Origin of the sequence: Flavobacterium sufflavum (assembly GCF_004016525.1) — a bacterium.
Classification (GTDB): Bacteria; Bacteroidota; Bacteroidia; order Flavobacteriales; family Flavobacteriaceae; genus Flavobacterium; species Flavobacterium sufflavum.
Genome location: NZ_SACJ01000002.1, coordinates 429330 through 446258, shown reverse-complemented (window position 1 = coordinate 446258; position 16929 = coordinate 429330). Strand labels below are relative to the sequence as shown.

Here is a 16929-nt window from a genome sequence, read left to right as displayed (position 1 = left end):
GAAGCAATAAAAAAATAAATGAAGTTAAAATATTTTACAACTCTAATTTTCATGATTTCAATTCTTAAAATATCTGCTCAAAGTAGCTATTCGTTAGAATTGAATCTAAAAACGATTCCGACAAAAGAAATAACCAAAAACGAAACCGGAATAGGCTTTTCTTTTGATGAAAATTTAGATTCGAAAAACAAAATCACCAATAGCCTTAGCTATAAAAACACAAGTTTAAACTATAACCTTGAAAATTATTATTCAGAGAACAACAACAATAAATACAACCGGATAGAAAACAACTTCGGACTCGTACATCAAATCAACAATAAAATGGATTGGGATTTCGAATTTAAAACAGTAGCTACTTTTGAAAAAAGTTTGGGGTTTTCTGACGTTACAATCCTTGGTGGAACAGGAATTAAATATGACTTTAATGGGAACAACACTATTCATCTGGGAGTAAAAAGGATGACCGTTTTTGGGAAAGCAGAAGTACTTCCTACAGTTGCTTTTTACAGCAAACTAAACAGCAATACCGCTATTGAAATAGGATTCCCTAATTCGAGTATTAGCTATTCAAATAACGAGCGAAACGCTTTCCGATTGACAAATACTTTCAGTGGAGAATATTACAATCTCGATCAGGCAAAGGCTATCAATTCAAATCTAAGTGCTACAAAAATGAGTTTTTCTCAAATGACAACCGCATTAGAATATGAGAGAAACATTGATCGCAACTGGTTCATGAGTTTTCAGGGAGGATATGATTTTAACAAAAAATATACATTAACAAACGATAGAGGAACAACACAATTTAATTTCAACGCTAATGATGGTTACCACTTTAACATTGGCATAAAATACAAACAGTAACAAATAAAATAAATTATGACTATTTTAAAAGGAAGAACGATAATTACCATGCTATTAATGGGATTAGTATTTGTGGGTTGCAGCAATGACGACGATGAAGAGTTGTTAGGTAACTGGATTAAAAAATCTTCATTTGACGGCCCTGCAAGATCAAGCGCAACAAGTTTTGTAATTGGTTCGTATGCTTATGTTTCTACAGGATATACCGGAGACGAATATCTAAAAGACCTTTGGGCTTACAATTCTGATGGCGATTATTGGGAACAAAAAGCTGATTTTACAGGTGTTGCCAGAAGTTCGGCATCCGGATTTGAATTAGACGGAAAAGGATACATCGGTTTAGGATATGATGGAACCAATAAACTAAAAGATTTTTACCAATACAATCCAAACACTAATAGCTGGTCTCAAAAAGCTGATTTTACTGGAACTGCACGCTATTCGGCTGTTGGATTTCAAGTGGGTGGAAAAGCTTATTTTGGAACAGGATACGATGGAAATTATCTAAAGGATTTTTACCAATATGATGCCAACTCAAATTCCTGGTCACAAGTAAATGGTTTTAGCGGAAACAAAAGACGAAATGCTACCGTTTTTATTATTGATGACAAAGCCTACTTAGGAACAGGTATCAATAATGGAGTTTATCAGGTCGATTTTTGGATGTTTGATCCAAGTACTGATACCTGGACTAAAAAACGTGATATTGATCAGGACGATAATGATGATGAAACCTATAACGATGATTATGCAATTACACGTTCTAATGCATCAGCATTCTCAATAAATGGATTAGGATATGTTGCTTGTGGAGAAAGCTCAAAAACCATTTGGGAATACAATCCTGCTACTGATGTTTGGAAAGAAAAAACAGCTCTTGAAGGTTCAGGAAGAACAGATGCTATTGGGTTTTCAATCAACCAAAGAGGATTTATATTACTAGGTAGATCAGGCTCTACTTATTATGACGATGCCTGGGAATTTAAACCATTAGAAGAACAAAATGACAATGACAATTAATACAAACCCTAAATTCTTCCGGACTAACATCCGGAAGAATTTTCTATTCAATGCCACAAAAAAGCTTTTATTACTAATTGGCTTTATAATATTCTTTTCCTGCAACAATAAGCAAGGCTTAAATTTAAAATCCATAAAAACGCCAACCGGCTGGGGATACATTATAAAAAACAATGACAAAATCATTATAAAACAATCTATAATACCGGTAATTCCGAATCAAAAATCGTTTGAAAGCGAAGAGGAAGCACTAAAAGTAGGTAACTTAGTTTTACAAAAATTGAAACAGAAAACATCGCCTACAATTACAAAAAAAGATTTAATTTTATTGTCAATTAAAATCTAGATGAACTTAGAGGGAATTACAAACAACAATTCAAACAAAATACTGATACACAGTATCATTTGGTGCTTTTTAATAATTGCCTCACTATTGCCATTTTATCAAAATTTCACCAGTATCAACGCCGAATTTTATGTACAATGGTCAAGTGGCATTATCATCTTCTATGCAAACTATTTTTATTTTGTCCCTAATTTGCTTTTGCAAAAAAAATATGCCGCTTATTTAGGAATTATTTTTGCCATAGTGACCTTTTTCAGCTGCCTGAAGATTTTTTATTTCTCACCCGATTTCCACAATTTTCCTCATCAAAAACTATATGATGCAGCAGGAAAAGAATTTATTCCTGAGAAAAGATTCCTAAAAAAACCACCTTTTTTTTTCAAGTTTTTCCCTTCCCTTTTTTATTTATTTATCGTTACAATAAGCACCATAATTAAAACGCTTTCAGAATATTACACTAATCAACAAAACAAATTAATTTCTGAAACCCGTAAAACAACTACCGAATTAAACTATTTAAGGAAACAAACTAATCCACATTTTTTATTCAATGCCTTAAATAGCATATATTCTTTAGCCTATAAAAAATCGGATCTTGTGCCTGATGCGATTGTTACCTTATCGGAAATGATGCGCTACATGCTTTATGAAACCGACAATAAAGCTGTATCTTTAGAAAAGGAAATCAACTATATCAAAAACTATATCGATTTACAAAAGTTACGATTAAACAATATTGAAAATATTTTCATCAACATTCATGGCGATACCAGAAACAAGTCTATCGAACCCATGCTGTTGATTTCGTTTATCGAAAATGCTTTTAAATACGGGACTGATTACAAAGGAACTACTTACGTAAAAATTAAAATCAGTATAGAAGATAACATCCTGGATTTTTGGATTGAAAACAGAATTGAAAATCAAATAAAAGATCCTAACAACTCTGGAATTGGGCTGGCAAACATTAAAAACAGATTGAATATTCTGTATCCAAATGCACACCAATTAACCATTAATCAAACCGATAACAAATATTGTGTTCATTTGAATTTGAAACTAGAACCATTGGAAAACTAAACAAAAAAGATGAAGTGTGTAATTATAGATGACGAACCTTTAGCAGTTGATTTAATCAAAGAATTTGTTAGCAAAGTTGAAAGTCTGGAACTCATCAGTACCTTCAATAATGCTATTGACGCCATAGCTATGATTAATACTTCAAGTGTTGACCTGATATTTCTGGACATCGAAATGCCTCATTTTTCAGGCATTGATTTTCTGAATGCGATTGACAAAAAACCACTGGTCATTTTCACCACTGCCTATTCTGATTATGCCGTAGAAGGATTTAATCTTGGAGCTGTCGATTATTTGGTAAAACCAATTCCTTTTCATCGTTTCTTAAAATCGGTGATGCGTGCCCAACAAACATTTCTTTCACAAAATAGCACTCCTACTACCGCTACTCCAAAAGTAGTTGCCCCGGAAATTGAACCCGATTTTATGTTTGTTCGTTCAGAATACGAAAATGTAAAAATCAATTTTTCGGATATTTTATTTATCGAAGGTTTGAAAGATTATGTCAAAATATACACTACTGACAATAAATTTACGCTAACCTTAATCAGTTTGATAAAACTTGAAAACTTACTTTCATCCAAAGGTTTTGCCCGAATTCACCGTTCGTATATCATCAATATCAAATACGTGAAATCCATCCAAAAAAATAAGGTATTAATTGCCGACAAACGCATTCCTATCAGCGAAAGCTATAAGACTTCTTTCTTCGAAAAAATCAATCTATAAACTATTCCTCTTCTTTATACCAGCTGGAATACAATAAATAATTTTCGGCAATACGCTCAATTTCCCCTGCAAAACTGGATTGATCTAAATCTTTTACTTTTTTGGCAGGAACTCCCGCCCATATAGAACCCGAAGTAACTACGGTGTTTTGAGTAATCACCGCACCTGCCGCAATAATAGAATTGCTTTCAATAGTACAATTATCCATTACTATGGCACCCATTCCTATCAAAACATTGTCGTGAACCACACAGCCATGAACAAGGGCATTATGCCCAATAGAAACGTTATTCCCTATGATAGTTGGATGTTTTTTATAAGTACAATGAATAACAGCTCCATCCTGAATATTGACTTTGTTACCAATTTTTATATAATTAACATCGCCTCTAATTACAGCATTAAACCAAACACTACAAGAAGCACCAAAACTAACATCACCAACAATAGTAGCATTTTCGGCTACATAACAATCCTCAGGAATATTAGGCGATATACCATTAACAGCTTTTATTACCATTTTTTAAATGTAAAATATTTTAGTTAATTGCAGGACAGTTACACTCGTACTTCTCACGCTTGCAGAACAAATTAAGACCTAAGGTAATTTGGTGAAAACCACCAGTTCCAAATTTCACATCTCCACCTAAATGCGAATAAGTATAGGCAAACATGAAATTATTATAATTTACACCAACAATTGGAGTGATTGATTGGTAACGTTGCTTAGAAGTCCCGTTTCCATTATTAAATTCAGCACCATCAAAACTGCTTCTATAGGACAAACCACCCCATAAACTACCAAAATCCATGTTTTTATAGGCTTTCATATTGATATCGATAGCTTTTTGTTTCGTTACATCATAATACTGAAACATGATTGACGGCTCCCATAATATTCTATTTTTATCCCCAAAAATATAACCTGTGTTTAAGATAAACTTTCTTAAGTTATCACTTTCTACTTCGGTATAAATATCTCTTCTGGTTTCTAAAAGACCTTGAACTGTTGCATGCACATAAAAATCCAAATAATTGTAAGACATTCCAACATCGACATTGAAATAAGAATCTTTTTGAATTTGCCCAAATATTATTGGATCAAAATCAGTAAAGGTACTCTCGTCTAACTGACTTTGAATTAAACCTCCACTAATACCAAAAGACAACTGATTCAAATCGATTTCATCTCTTGAAAACATCAAATGATAAGCATAAGTTAACTTCACTCCTTTTTGAGAATGATAGCCATTTTTATCACTAAAAAGTATAATCCCGGCTCCTGCTTTCTCACCTATTCTGCCATTATAACTCAAGGTTTGAAGTGATGGGGCATCCTCCTGATCAAACCATTGCTTACGAGCGGTCAGTCTTAATTTAGAACAATTAGAAGCACCAGCCATCGACGGATGTAACAGATAATAATTATCAGAAAGGTAATCTGAATATACAGGAATTCCTTCTTGAGAATAAGAATACACACCGATAAAAAAGCAGATTATAAAATATTTAATTTTGGTATACATTTAAAAAATATTAATCAAGATAAGTGAAAAAGCAAAAAAAAACTTAACCCAAAAACTAAAGTTAAGTTAATTTATTCATTAATAATTCAAATATAGTTATTCATAGAAAATAACTTTACTAAATTTGTAAAAATTTACAAAAATTATGACAAAAATATCCATTAAAGAGACACAAAACCCTACAATATTAAAATTTGAATTTGAAGATTTTATCACTAAAAATGAAAGTTTTGAATTCAAAAATATAGACGAGGCTAAATCCTCCCCTCTTGCACAACAATTGTTTTATTTACCATTTGTAAAAACCGTTTATATCTCGGGTAATTTCATTGCAGTTGAAAGATTTAGTATTGTAGAATGGGACGATGTTAAAGAAGCTGTTGCTGAACAAATTGAAAACTTTGTGAACAATGGTGGGACCATCATAAATATTGATGAGAACAAACCAAAAAAACAGCCTATTACGGTTTACGGAGAAACGACTCCTAATCCTTCGGCTTTGAAATTTGTTGTAAGCAGAATGCTGACAAAAAATGCTATTGAATACAAAAACATCGATCAAACTGCTTCTTCGCCTTTAGCAAAAGAATTATTTAAATTTCCTTATGTAAAAGAAATTTTCATTGACGAAAACTATATTTCGGTAACAAAATACGAATTGAACAGCTGGGATGAAATTACCTTAGAGCTAAGAACATTCATCAAAGAATATATCGAGAATGGAGGAATTGTTCTTGACGACAGCGTAGTAATCAATGCTGAAAAACAAGAGCAAATTAAAACCGAAGAGTTCGACAAACTTGATGTTACTTCACAACAAATCATCAACATCCTGGAAGAATATGTAAAACCAGCAGTTGCTGCCGATGGTGGAAACATTGCTTTTGAGTCTTATGATGAAGAAAGTAAAACTGTAAAAGTAATTCTTCAGGGTGCTTGCAGTGGTTGTCCATCTTCTACTTTTACTTTAAAATCAGGAATCGAAAACATGTTGAAGAGCATGTTGAATGATGAAAAAATTCAAGTGGAAGCAATTAATGCTTAAAACAAACTCATTTATAAAAAACAAAAACGCGTTTCGATTGAAACGCGTTTTTGTTTTTATGATTCTCAAATATAAACACAACATTCGGTTTGTCATCTCCCTTTTTGTCGAAATTGCAAAAACTAGTTAGATTATAGATTGAATTGTTCGAGGACTTAATTTTCTCCAAGAAGAAAACAAACGAACAACTGAATACCAATACAATGCTAATAAAGCATTATAGTAATGTGGAATGTTTTTTTGTTATGCTTTTACTCAAAATAAAATAATATCTAACTCTATCCAATTTATTTCCATAGCTTTTTATTTTAAATATCTATTTTGAACAAAATCATACCATTCACTGAAAAATTGGTCATTGGAACTGTCAAAAGTCGTCTGCAAATTTCCGTAATTTTTAATCAGTGAAATCAATTTATCCTGTCCGTATTTTTCCAAGATATATTCAATAATAGTGTAACCACAGCTGTATATTTTCCCGCCTTTCTTTCGGTCGTTGAGTTCTGTTACACTAGGGTAATGTACTTTATTCATATAGGACAAGGTTTTGGGATTTATAAATTCCTGTGCTTCATAAACACTGATGGCTTCCCAAAGCCAAATGGGGAATGTTAAAAATTTTTTATCAAACACTTCGTTGTTAATGGGCTGTTTTTCAATATCCAACAATAATTTTAATGTCACAGTATGGGTAAACTCATGAAGGGTCACTTTTTTGGAATCTGCTTCATCCCAGGCATGTTCCATGAAATGAAGTTTATTGATTCCTTCGATACTACCTGATCCTCCCCAATTTTTTGTTGCTTTCACATATTGCCATCTATTGGCATATACGGTTGTTATAATATTTGGGGCAGCCGTTGTTTTTAAATCGTTTTGGATTCTCATGTAGTTACCTTCCAATGTTTTTGAAAGGGTTTCTATTTTAGATTTATCAATACTTGTACTATAAAAAAAGGTAAAATGTTGGGTTTTCAATTCATTTCTGCGTTCAGGAATGAAAAGTAGTATCAAGGTAATAAGGATCAGAAGGATACATCCTAAAATCATTTTCTTGGTTCTGTTCATTTATTTCTATTTATAATCTAAAAACAGTTTCACTATATTTAGTTTTATTACTTTTTAGAAGTCGTTATCATGAAATCTTTCAAATAATAAGGCTCAAAATATGCCACATCTACAAAATCATTTTTCAGGTACTTTTCATAACTCAAAGCACTCATTTCGTTAGCCGAAGGATATTTTATATTTTCTAAGAAAACAAAATTAGCTTTATTTAAAACCGTCTGGCATTTCTCGGTACAATCGCCAACAAAATATAAGGTTTCTTCAAATTCCTGAAAAGAATCTTCGGTGATAACCTCGGCAAGAATTGCCCTTTCTGATTCTAATTTAGCGGAAAAAACAGCACTGTAAACCTCCATTCTTCGCGCATCTAACATTGGTACTACAAAACCGGATTCAATCTTTGCCTGAGCCGCTAATGCCTGTAGCGTATCCACAGCAATTAATGGAATCCCTAAAGCAAAACACAATCCTTTTGCCGCCGAAACACCTATTCTAAGTCCCGTATAAGAACCCGGCCCTTGACTTACCGCAATAGCAACCAAATCCTTGTAGGTGATACCAACTTCCTTTATACTTTCCTCTATAAATACATGCAACCGTTCGGCATGCGAATAGCCTTCTTCGGCAATTTCTTTACAAATCAGGGTTTTGCCTTCTTTGGCAATTGAAACGGAACAATTCTTTGTTGCTGTTTCTATGTTAAGTATATAATTCAATGTCTTATTTTCTTTTTGCAAAGGTCTAAAAAAATTTAAATCAACAGTCAAAAGAAAACGGCTTATTTCTTTTTGTTTTCCGATTTAATACTCACTTTATCTCCCGAATTCAATTCTTTACTCACTATCGTATAAGGTCCGGTGATTACTTCATCGCCTTTTTTAACTCCGCTTAGAATCTCAATATTCGTATCATCCTGAATTCCTGTTTTCACAATCTTAATTTTAGCTTTTTCGCCAACTTTTAAAAACAGACATTCCAGTTTTTTATCACTTTTAGGCCCTTCCTTTTTATCTTCTTTAGGATCCGGAATTTCCTTATCTGACACAGCCACAGCAGTAGTATCCGATTTTACAACAACGGAGCTAATTGGCACCGCTAAAACATTTCTTTTCGTTTTAGTAATAATATCAACCGTGGCAGTCATTCCTGGTCTGAATGGCGAATAGGTTGCCGGTTTTCCAACCAATAAATCTTCATAAGATTCTTTTAAAATCCGAACCTTAACTTTAAAATTGGTCACCTGATCGGCTGTCAAAGTCGAACTCGCCGAATTAGAAATACTGGTAACAACTCCTTTGAATTGTTTTTTCAAATAAGCATCCACTTCAACATTAGCCAAATCGCCTACTTTGATTTTCACAATATCATTTTCATTGACATCCACTTCCACTTCCATATTATTCAAATTGGCCACTCTCAAAAGTTCCGTTCCGGTCATTTGTTGCGTTCCCAATACTCTTTCGCCTAATTCTACATTCAACATCGAAATAGTTCCATCAGCAGGAGCATAAATAATAGTTCGACCTAAATTATCTTTAGCCTCATTAACCGATGCCGAAGCACTCTGAACACTAAAATAAGCAGATTGTTTTGCCGCTTTAGCAACATCAAAAGAAGCAACTGATTTATCCCAATCTGATTTTGAAATAATGCCTTTTTCGAATAAGATTTTATTTCGATCATAACTGGCTTTAGCCTCTTTAAATTGTGCTTCACTTTGTGTCAGTCCCGCTTTAGAACCAGACAAGCCCGCAACAGTTCTATTCAGACTGGACAAATACAAATCGGGGTTTATCTTTACTAACAAATCCCCTTTTTTAACTACCTGTCCTTCTTTTACAGGTAAATCAATGATTTCACCCGAAACCATCGAAGCTATTTTAACTTCAATTTCAGGTTGGATTTTTCCCGTTGCCGAAACTGTTTCAACAATAGTCATAGGGACAATCTTGGCAATTTCTATCTCTTTAACATCGTCTTTATTTCCAAAAACTCCTTTTTTTCCTAATACAATCAAAGTAGCAATTACCACTACAAAAACAGCAGCAAGGATATAAATATTTCTTTTTGACATAACTTATTTAATTTTTTATGATTGGAATTCCAAAATACAATTCCAGTATTTTAGTTTTAAAAATATAATCGTATTTGGTTCTCAACACTTCTGATTGCGCTGCAGACAATAAGGTTTGCGATTGACTTAAGTCGAATGAATTCATCAAACCCACTTCAAATTTTTCTTTGGCATAATTATACGATTGTGATCTCGCATCTAAGGCTTGAATTGCCGATTCATAAGCTTTCAAAGCACCTTTAGCATCGGTAAAAGCAGTGTAAACATTGCGTTGTAAATCTAATTCCTGCTTTTCTAAAGCTATTTTAGACTTTTCGAAACTCACCTTATTTCGCTCGACATTATTTCGAACAGCAAAACCATTAAAAACAGGAATACTCAACTGAGCTCCGAACGATTGTCCTTTATTGTCACTAAACTGATCTATAAATTTAGGCGGTGATTGGGTACCAATAATAGCTCCTGTATTGCTGTCTCTTAAAGCAATATCCGCATAAGAAACACGGCTATTAAAATTATAGAAACCTCTCAAAGTGGGTTGGTAAGCACCTTTAGCTATAATTACATTTTTCTGGGCAATTTCCAGATTGGTCTGAGCAATTTTCAACTCCACGCGCTCTTGCTTTGCTTTATCATAAATTGCTGTTGGTGTTTGGGATAAAATAGCCTGATCCATTTGGAATTCATTAGAATCAGTAACATCGAAATTTTCAAAACTATCCAGTTGTAAAAGTTGAGTCAAACTTAACTTAGCAATCAGCAAAGCATTCTCGGCATTAATTACTTTTTGATTATCGGCAGCAATAGTAACTTTGACATCTAACAAATCCCCTTTAGGCAAAGTCCCTGCATTGACTAATTCCTGAGTTCTGTTTAATTGTTTCGTATCAATAACCAATTGATTATTTTGCACCTTTAAATTCTCTTTGTTAAAAAGCACCTGCAAATAAGCATTAGCAACATTAAGAGCAATATCTTCTTTCATTTTTTGCAATTGGTATTTTGCAGCCACAACAGAAAGATTTGCTTTTCTCAACGTATTTAAATTTTGCAAACCTTTGTAAATATCAATTCCCACATTGGCTCCAGCCGAAGTAAACTGAGTAGTCTGATTTTTTAAAAGTCCGGTAGTAATATCCTGATTCAAACCAATATTCCAGGAATGAGAAGCATTAGCCGATACAGTAGGCAAAAAACTTCCAAAAGCAGTTTTTTTATCTATCCCTGCCGATTGGGTATCTAACTCTGATTGTCTGATGGAAATATTATGCTCTAAAGCATATTTTACACAGTCTTCCAAAGACCATCGACGAGATTGTGCATTCGAATAAAAACTAATTATTACAAAAAGTAGTAAACTAAAATATTTTTTTGGATTCATATTTATTCGAACTAAAATGAAGTAAAGTTACTACACAAAAATAAGTTTTTCTTGCTAAGAATATTCAAATCCTTCAAAAACATTTAAAAATCAAACAAATAAAAGCTTCGTCATTTAGTCTTCTCTTTTTTTAACAGGAATTAAAAGCTTTTTCTAAATTTACAACTTCAAATCAATCCAATGAAAAAAATTATTTTCTTAACTGTTTTCACTAGTCTACTGGCTGTTATAGGTTGTTCTACTTCTCAAAAAATTGCCACATTAAAACCTGAGCCAGATGATGCCAGTCCGATTGTTTATAACAATGTTCCTTCGTTTATCAATTTGCCTATAAGCATCAAATTAAAAGACATTGAAAACCAAACCAACATCGCATTAAACGGATTGATTTATGACGACAGCAACATCGAAGACGATGATATAGAAATGAAAATTTGGAAACTTGCTCCTATTACCATTAAAAACGGTAGTGCTGCCAGTTCAGAAAAAATCACCACCATACTACCATTAAAAGCCATCATAAAATACCGAATTGGAACAAAAACAATGGGAGTTTCACTTTACAATACTAAAGAATTTAATTTAAATGGGGTTGTAACGCTAAATAGCACGGTAAGTCTAAACAACTGGAAACTGAAAACCCAAACCGAATTGACCTCTTTAGACTGGAACGAAAGTCCGACTATGAGTGTTTTTGGTAAAAACATGCCTGTAACTTACTTAATTAATCCTTCTATAAAATTATTCAAATCCAAAATAGAAAAAAAGATTGATGACGCTATTGAAAAATCAACGGATTTTAAACCCAATGTTATGGCGGCTCTACAAAAAATCTGCACTCCCTTTCAAATGAATGAAGCTTACGAAAGTTGGCTCAGAATTGTCCCTGTAGAAATATATTCCACAGCAGCCCATTTAAAAAACGAATCTTTTCTATTACAAATGGGTATGAAATGCAATATGGAAACTATTATAGGTCAGGTTCCGGAAACTAAATTCAATGCGAATCAAATCACATTGAAGGCTGTCAGTAAAATTCCGAATCAAATTACAGCAAATATTACTGCCGTTTCCAGTTATGCTGATGCCTCCAGAATAATGAAGAAAAATTTCACTGGTGAAGAATTTGCCTCTGGTTCAAGAAAAGTAAAAGTAGAAGACGTAAATATCTGGCACAAAAGCGGAAAAATGGTCATTGCCTTAGATTTAACCGGCTCACTAAACGGAACGATATATCTGGCAGGATTTCCAAAATACAATCCCGAGAAAAAAGAAATTTATTTTGATGAATTGGATTATGCCTTAGACACCAAAAGCAAATTAATGCGCACCGCAAACTGGCTTGCTCAAGGAATAATTTTAAGAAAAATTCAGGAAAACTGCCGCTATTCGATTAAACCCAACCTTGAAGAAGGAAAGAAAACCATGCTAAACTACCTGAACAATTACTCGCCAATGACGGGGGTATTTGTAAATGGAAAAATGGAGGACATTCAATTTCAAAAAATAGAACTGAGCCAAAATGCTATTATTGCTTTTGTAAAAGTAAATGGAGAAATCAACATTACTGTTGACGGTTTCAAATAAAACTATTTCGTTTTATTTTTCTTCATTCGATAAACAAAATAACCAATTACAGCCACTAGTAAATAAGGAATAACCATCAGATAAACAATTCCATCATTGACGGCTTTTGCTTTCTCTACGTTAGCATCACCACCTAAGGCAGCTCTACACATAGCACATTGAGCGTTAGTAGTAAGAGAAAAAAACATAGAAAATAGAAAACAGAAAATAGAAAATAGAATTTTCACTTTACCATTTTCACTTCTAACTTCTAACTTCTGACTTCTGACTTTAGTAAACATAATAAGGAGAAATCATTAAATACACAATAACACCTGTAACCGCAACATACAACCAGATAGGAAAAGTAATTTTAGCAATTTTTTTATGCTTATCAAATACTTGTGCCAAAGCACGAACATAAGTGATTAAAACCAGTGGAATAATAACAACCGAAAGAACAATATGAGTTATTAATATAAAATAATACACGTATTTTATAATTCCTTCACCTCCAAATTTTGTAGAATCGGAAGTCATGTGATAGGCTACATACATCGCTAAAAAGGCAACAGAACAAGCTATAGCCGTTTTCATTAAGCTTTCATGTAATTGTCTGTTTCCTTTTTTTATAGCCAACACAGCCAAAACCAATACAATTGCTGTAATCCCATTTATGGTAGCATAAATAGGAGGTAAAAAAGAAAGTGGCTCTACATCATAACCCAATTTTCTCAAATTAACTCCAAAAAGGATTGCAACCACTAATGGAATTACAACTGACAATAGTACAATCCACTTATTGTATTTTGTTTCTAAACTTTGATTTTCCATAATTTATTCTGCTAATAAAATACTGATATCCTGTTGAATATCTCTAACTCCTGCTTTTTCTAATCCATCATAATATAAAATTGGATTTCCAAAATCATCTTTTCTACAACGGATATTACCATTTTTATCAATCAAAGCAAACATTCCTGAATGCTCAAATCCACCATTTACCTTGCTGTTTTCTCCTGCATAAAGATTAAAACCTTTGTTAGCCAAATCAAATATTGTTTGTCTTTCGCCAGTTAAAAAATTCCAATTAGACGAAGTCGCCCCTATCAATTTAGCATGAGATTTTAAAACCTCAGGAGTATCATGTTTAGGGTCAATTGTAATGGAAACGATTCCGAAGTTAGGATTCCCAAAGAATTTTTTCTCCAGAATTAACATGCTTTGATTCATTTTTGGACAAATAGAAGGACAGCTTGTAAAGAAAAATTCCAAAACATAAACTTTCCCTTTATAAGTTGCATTATTTATCTTTTGATTATCCTGATTTGTCAATTCGAATTTTGGTGCCGGACCAATTTTTACCAAATTTTCTTCTGAATTACTGCCAGACGACACTTTATCTAAACGATCGGCCTTAACAACATCTCCATTTTGAATACGTGAAATAATCTTTGGAACTGCATAAATTCCAAAAATTAAAACAATAAACGAAATCCCGATATATGATTTATTTTTCAACATAAAATGTTTTTATAATTGTTTGGTAGCATTGTGATTCTTCTTAAGAGCAGCACGGTACTCATAAAGAATAATCTTAAAATCATCTAACATCTCATTACTCAATTCAGAAGGATGAAAAGTATCATAGCCTTCTTTATATTCTTTTTGATCTTTTCTACCTCTCAAATTTCTTAGCTTATCTACTATAAAAACATTAGAAGTTCCAGCATTAGCATCTAATGGCTTCACTAATTTTAATTGCTTATAATAGGATTCAATTTCTTCAGGAGTTGTAAAAACGAAATGCCATTGAGAAACATCGGTAAAGTCATCAAAAGCATCCATTATGTTTTTTATATCCTTTTCAGTTCCTAATGGACAAACCATCACAAACTGCAAATCATTAAAAGTATGGTAACGCTGATAGATCTTTTCATTTAAATTAAAAAGATTCCCTCTGTTCTTTAAAATCTCCGTTCCTGAAAAGCCCAGAATAGTAATTTTATTATCCAGACTAACCTTTTCTCCCTTTAAAGATTTCCAATTTCCTAAGTCAGCAACTTTAGGGGTAATAATAGGAAGCTTAGTAAAGCTATTAACACCCGAAGCAAAGAAAAGATAAGCTACAATAGGCAAAACAAAGAGTGTAAAAAGAACTATATTTTTTTTCATCAGGAAAAATTAATTTTAAATGCAAAAATAAAAAAAGGCACGCAATGCGTGCCCTTTTTTTGAATTAATATAGTGTTAAAAATTCCATTTAATGGTTGAATCTTTAAAAACCCCATAAATATAATGCCCTTCAGTCAACAGAATGAAAAGTAAGTATAAGACAAGAAAAACAACTGGTAAAACTACAGCCCATCTAAGGCTTGATTTCTCCCCTTCCATGTGCATAAAAGCCCATACAATGTAATATGCCTTAAAAATAGTAAGTGCATAAAACACCCAGTTCAACAAACTTAAACCAAGAAAATGACTATGATGTAAAGCATCAGGCTTGTAAATACCTAAAAAAACCTCTATAATTGTAACTACTGATAGGATTGCGAATACTTTCCAAATTCTACCCGCGTTTGATTCATGTGCGTGTGCCATAATAAAATAACTTTAAAAAATTAAACTAGATAGAAAACCGTGAATACAAATACCCACACCAAGTCAACAAAGTGCCAGTATAATCCAACTTTCTCCACCATTTCATAACTTTTTCTTTTCTCATAAGTTCCAAGCAACACATTAAAGAATATAATGATATTGATAATTACCCCTGAGAAAACGTGGAATCCGTGGAAACCTGTAATAAAGAAGAAGAAATCAGCAAACAACTTACTTCCATACTCATTTCTTTCCAAGTTAGCTCCTTCAACTACTAAAGCAGCCTGAGCTAATCTTTGTTCAGATTCAGCTCTTGAAAGAACAGTTTTCTTTTTATCTTTTATAACTTCAGTTCTAATCAACAAATCAGGATGTGCTTTAAAACCAGCCTGTACTTCAGCTACTGAATAAGTTGGCTGAGTAGACTCTTCCATAAACCAAGTCGCATGACTTCTTGACAACTGAGTTCTTTCTTCAGGTAAAGTTGCTGCAAAATCAGCAAGTGCTATTTGTTTTCCGTCTTTATCAACAAACTGAAGAATGCTTCCTCCTTTTGTTTCGATAGCTCCATACTCACCATTGATAAAGTTTTTCCACTCCCAAGCTTGAGAACCAACGAAAATTAAACCACCGATAATGGTTAAAAACATGTAAATAATAACTTTATTCTTTTTCATTTGATGACCCGCATCAACAGCCAAAACCATTGTTACAGATGAGAAAATCAAAATAAAAGTCATAAATGCTACATAGTACATAGGTGCCGCAACCCCATGCATAAAAGGGAAGTGAGTAAACACTTCATCTGGCAAAGGCCATGTTTCAATAAATTTAAATCTAGAAAAACCGTAAGCTGCTAGAAATCCAGAGAATGTTAAGGCATCTGATACGATAAAAAACCACATCATCATTTTACCATAACTTGCTCCCATTGGCTCATTGCCGCCTCCCCAAGTTTTTTCTTCACTATTTGCAGTAGTAACTGTCGCTTCCATAAAAGTTATTCGTTAAAAAGTTCCCAAATTTACGTTTTTTTCTTATTTAAAGAAATATAAAAATACAAATAATAAAACCCATAGGAAATCCAGAAAGTGCCAATACATTGCACCTAGTTCTATTCCAAGAGTTTGACTCGAATTGTACTTTTGTTTAAAATGATTATAAATTATAATTAAAAGTGAAATTAAGCCTCCAGCCACATGTAATAAGTGCATTAAAGCAATTATATAAAGAAAAGTCATCGTAATCGAACTTCCTTGCCCAGTCACATAATAACCACTTTCGATAATTTGTCCAAAACCCACAAATTGCGATACCACAAACAAAATTCCCAAAATCAAAGTAGCCAAAAGCATTATTGTAGTTTGACTTTGATCATCCTTTTGAATTGCTTTCTTAGCCAGATAAAAAGTCACACTACATCCAATTATCACAATTGTACTAATACAAAAAGCTGTTGGTAACTGAAAATCTTTCAACCAATCGGCTCTTGACTTACTTACCACAAAAGCACTTGTTAATCCTGCAAACATCATAGTCATACTAACCATAGCAAACAACAATATCATTTTATATGATCTTGCCGTTCTTGCTTTATGTTCGTCTGCTGTCATTGTAACTCCCATA

The 16929-nt window shown here is 32.9% G+C and carries 20 protein-coding genes; 7 read left to right on the top strand and 13 right to left on the bottom strand.

Going from position 1 to position 16929, the window contains the following annotated elements:
- Positions 1-51 precede the first annotated feature (51 nt).
- The 5 genes from EOD40_RS04920 to EOD40_RS04900 are packed head-to-tail and all read left to right on the top strand — an operon-like array spanning position 52 to position 4042.
- On the top strand, positions 52-867 hold the full coding sequence (locus EOD40_RS04920; protein ID WP_128193780.1) for a DUF6268 family outer membrane beta-barrel protein: 816 nt from the start codon (positions 52-54) through the stop codon (positions 865-867).
- 15 nt (positions 868-882) lie between these two features.
- Positions 883-1887, top strand: a complete 1005-nt coding sequence (locus EOD40_RS04915; protein ID WP_128193779.1) for a Kelch repeat-containing protein — start codon at positions 883-885, stop codon at positions 1885-1887.
- Positions 1871-2233, top strand: coding sequence for a DUF4907 domain-containing protein (locus EOD40_RS04910; RefSeq protein WP_317127907.1), 363 nt, complete (start codon positions 1871-1873; stop codon positions 2231-2233). Before EOD40_RS04915 ends, EOD40_RS04910 begins: the two co-directional genes overlap by 17 nt.
- The gene (locus EOD40_RS04905) at positions 2234-3313 is read left to right on the top strand and encodes a sensor histidine kinase (RefSeq protein WP_128193777.1); all 1080 of its coding nucleotides are present in this window, start codon (positions 2234-2236) and stop codon (positions 3311-3313) included.
- 9 nt (positions 3314-3322) lie between these two features.
- The gene (locus tag EOD40_RS04900) at positions 3323-4042 is read left to right on the top strand and encodes a LytR/AlgR family response regulator transcription factor (protein WP_128193776.1); all 720 of its coding nucleotides are present in this window, start codon (positions 3323-3325) and stop codon (positions 4040-4042) included.
- A 1-nt stretch (position 4043) separates the two neighbouring features.
- Here EOD40_RS04900 and EOD40_RS04895 read toward each other — a convergent pair whose 3' ends face one another.
- The gene (locus tag EOD40_RS04895) at positions 4044-4562 is read right to left on the bottom strand and encodes a gamma carbonic anhydrase family protein (RefSeq protein ID WP_128193775.1); all 519 of its coding nucleotides are present in this window, start codon (positions 4560-4562) and stop codon (positions 4044-4046) included.
- Between the two features lie 19 nt (positions 4563-4581).
- Positions 4582-5568 (bottom strand): PorP/SprF family type IX secretion system membrane protein, encoded by a 987-nt coding sequence (locus EOD40_RS04890; RefSeq protein WP_128193774.1) that lies wholly within the window; start codon positions 5566-5568, stop codon positions 4582-4584.
- 145 nt (positions 5569-5713) lie between these two features.
- Between EOD40_RS04890 and EOD40_RS04885 the strand changes: the two genes are divergently transcribed.
- Positions 5714-6613 carry a NifU family protein gene (locus EOD40_RS04885; protein ID WP_128193773.1) on the top strand — a complete coding sequence of 300 codons (900 nt, stop codon included), beginning with the start codon at positions 5714-5716 and terminating at the stop codon, positions 6611-6613.
- Positions 6614-6916: 303 nt separating this feature from the next.
- Here the strand turns inward: EOD40_RS04885 and EOD40_RS04880 are convergent, their stop codons facing one another.
- The 4 genes from EOD40_RS04880 to EOD40_RS04865 form a co-directional block, all read right to left on the bottom strand.
- Positions 6917-7681 carry a hypothetical protein gene (locus EOD40_RS04880; protein WP_128193772.1) on the bottom strand — a complete coding sequence of 255 codons (765 nt, stop codon included), beginning with the start codon at positions 7679-7681 and terminating at the stop codon, positions 6917-6919.
- A 47-nt stretch (positions 7682-7728) separates the two neighbouring features.
- The gene (gene tsaB / locus EOD40_RS04875) at positions 7729-8397 is read right to left on the bottom strand and encodes a tRNA (adenosine(37)-N6)-threonylcarbamoyltransferase complex dimerization subunit type 1 TsaB (RefSeq protein WP_128193771.1); all 669 of its coding nucleotides are present in this window, start codon (positions 8395-8397) and stop codon (positions 7729-7731) included.
- Between the two features lie 62 nt (positions 8398-8459).
- The gene (locus EOD40_RS04870) at positions 8460-9755 is read right to left on the bottom strand and encodes an efflux RND transporter periplasmic adaptor subunit (RefSeq protein ID WP_128193770.1); all 1296 of its coding nucleotides are present in this window, start codon (positions 9753-9755) and stop codon (positions 8460-8462) included.
- Positions 9756-9762: 7 nt separating this feature from the next.
- A complete protein-coding gene (locus EOD40_RS04865; protein ID WP_128193769.1) occupies positions 9763-11136 on the bottom strand; it encodes a TolC family protein in 1374 nt (457 codons plus the stop codon).
- 180 nt (positions 11137-11316) lie between these two features.
- Here EOD40_RS04865 and EOD40_RS04860 point away from each other — a divergent pair, with 180 nt between their 5' ends.
- Complete coding sequence (locus EOD40_RS04860) at positions 11317-12723, top strand: DUF4403 family protein (RefSeq protein WP_128193768.1); 1407 nt, start codon at positions 11317-11319, stop codon at positions 12721-12723.
- Positions 12724-12725: 2 nt separating this feature from the next.
- Here the strand turns inward: EOD40_RS04860 and EOD40_RS18315 are convergent, their stop codons facing one another.
- From EOD40_RS18315 to EOD40_RS04825, 7 genes are all read right to left on the bottom strand, one after another.
- Positions 12726-12875 (bottom strand): hypothetical protein, encoded by a 150-nt coding sequence (locus EOD40_RS18315; RefSeq protein ID WP_394343663.1) that lies wholly within the window; start codon positions 12873-12875, stop codon positions 12726-12728.
- A gap of 118 nt (positions 12876-12993) precedes the next feature.
- Positions 12994-13536: a DUF420 domain-containing protein gene (locus EOD40_RS04850; protein ID WP_128193766.1), complete on the bottom strand. Its 543-nt coding sequence runs from the start codon at positions 13534-13536 to the stop codon at positions 12994-12996.
- 3 nt (positions 13537-13539) lie between these two features.
- Positions 13540-14226 carry an SCO family protein gene (locus EOD40_RS04845; protein ID WP_128193765.1) on the bottom strand — a complete coding sequence of 229 codons (687 nt, stop codon included), beginning with the start codon at positions 14224-14226 and terminating at the stop codon, positions 13540-13542.
- A gap of 9 nt (positions 14227-14235) precedes the next feature.
- Positions 14236-14877: a hypothetical protein gene (locus EOD40_RS04840; RefSeq protein ID WP_128193764.1), complete on the bottom strand. Its 642-nt coding sequence runs from the start codon at positions 14875-14877 to the stop codon at positions 14236-14238.
- 75 nt (positions 14878-14952) lie between these two features.
- Positions 14953-15303, bottom strand: a complete 351-nt coding sequence (locus tag EOD40_RS04835; RefSeq protein ID WP_128193763.1) for a cytochrome C oxidase subunit IV family protein — start codon at positions 15301-15303, stop codon at positions 14953-14955.
- Positions 15304-15323: 20 nt separating this feature from the next.
- Positions 15324-16298 carry a cytochrome c oxidase subunit 3 gene (locus tag EOD40_RS04830; RefSeq protein WP_128193762.1) on the bottom strand — a complete coding sequence of 325 codons (975 nt, stop codon included), beginning with the start codon at positions 16296-16298 and terminating at the stop codon, positions 15324-15326.
- A 42-nt stretch (positions 16299-16340) separates the two neighbouring features.
- Complete coding sequence (locus tag EOD40_RS04825; RefSeq protein WP_128193761.1) at positions 16341-16928, bottom strand: cytochrome c oxidase subunit 3; 588 nt, start codon at positions 16926-16928, stop codon at positions 16341-16343.
- Between the last annotated feature and the right edge of the window lies 1 nt (position 16929).

Coding starts and splice junctions, on each gene's coding strand:
- EOD40_RS04870 (WP_128193770.1), bottom strand. CDS start 9,755: ATGTCAAAAAGAAATATTTATATCCTTGCTGCTGTTTTTGTAGTGGTA.
- EOD40_RS04825 (WP_128193761.1), bottom strand. CDS start 16,928: ATGGGAGTTACAATGACAGCAGACGAACATAAAGCAAGAACGGCAAGA.
- EOD40_RS04850 (WP_128193766.1), bottom strand. CDS start 13,536: ATGGAAAATCAAAGTTTAGAAACAAAATACAATAAGTGGATTGTACTA.
- EOD40_RS04910 (WP_317127907.1), top strand. CDS start 1,871: ATGACAATGACAATTAATACAAACCCTAAATTCTTCCGGACTAACATC.
- EOD40_RS04880 (WP_128193772.1), bottom strand. CDS start 7,681: ATGAACAGAACCAAGAAAATGATTTTAGGATGTATCCTTCTGATCCTT.
- EOD40_RS04830 (WP_128193762.1), bottom strand. CDS start 16,298: ATGGAAGCGACAGTTACTACTGCAAATAGTGAAGAAAAAACTTGGGGA.
- EOD40_RS04860 (WP_128193768.1), top strand. CDS start 11,317: ATGAAAAAAATTATTTTCTTAACTGTTTTCACTAGTCTACTGGCTGTT.
- EOD40_RS04895 (WP_128193775.1), bottom strand. CDS start 4,562: ATGGTAATAAAAGCTGTTAATGGTATATCGCCTAATATTCCTGAGGAT.
- EOD40_RS04840 (WP_128193764.1), bottom strand. CDS start 14,877: ATGAAAAAAAATATAGTTCTTTTTACACTCTTTGTTTTGCCTATTGTA.
- EOD40_RS18315 (WP_394343663.1), bottom strand. CDS start 12,875: ATGTGTAGAGCTGCCTTAGGTGGTGATGCTAACGTAGAGAAAGCAAAA.
- EOD40_RS04890 (WP_128193774.1), bottom strand. CDS start 5,568: ATGTATACCAAAATTAAATATTTTATAATCTGCTTTTTTATCGGTGTG.
- EOD40_RS04900 (WP_128193776.1), top strand. CDS start 3,323: ATGAAGTGTGTAATTATAGATGACGAACCTTTAGCAGTTGATTTAATC.
- EOD40_RS04845 (WP_128193765.1), bottom strand. CDS start 14,226: ATGTTGAAAAATAAATCATATATCGGGATTTCGTTTATTGTTTTAATT.
- EOD40_RS04865 (WP_128193769.1), bottom strand. CDS start 11,136: ATGAATCCAAAAAAATATTTTAGTTTACTACTTTTTGTAATAATTAGT.
- EOD40_RS04835 (WP_128193763.1), bottom strand. CDS start 15,303: ATGGCACACGCACATGAATCAAACGCGGGTAGAATTTGGAAAGTATTC.
- EOD40_RS04920 (WP_128193780.1), top strand. CDS start 52: ATGATTTCAATTCTTAAAATATCTGCTCAAAGTAGCTATTCGTTAGAA.
- EOD40_RS04905 (WP_128193777.1), top strand. CDS start 2,234: ATGAACTTAGAGGGAATTACAAACAACAATTCAAACAAAATACTGATA.
- EOD40_RS04915 (WP_128193779.1), top strand. CDS start 883: ATGACTATTTTAAAAGGAAGAACGATAATTACCATGCTATTAATGGGA.
- EOD40_RS04885 (WP_128193773.1), top strand. CDS start 5,714: ATGACAAAAATATCCATTAAAGAGACACAAAACCCTACAATATTAAAA.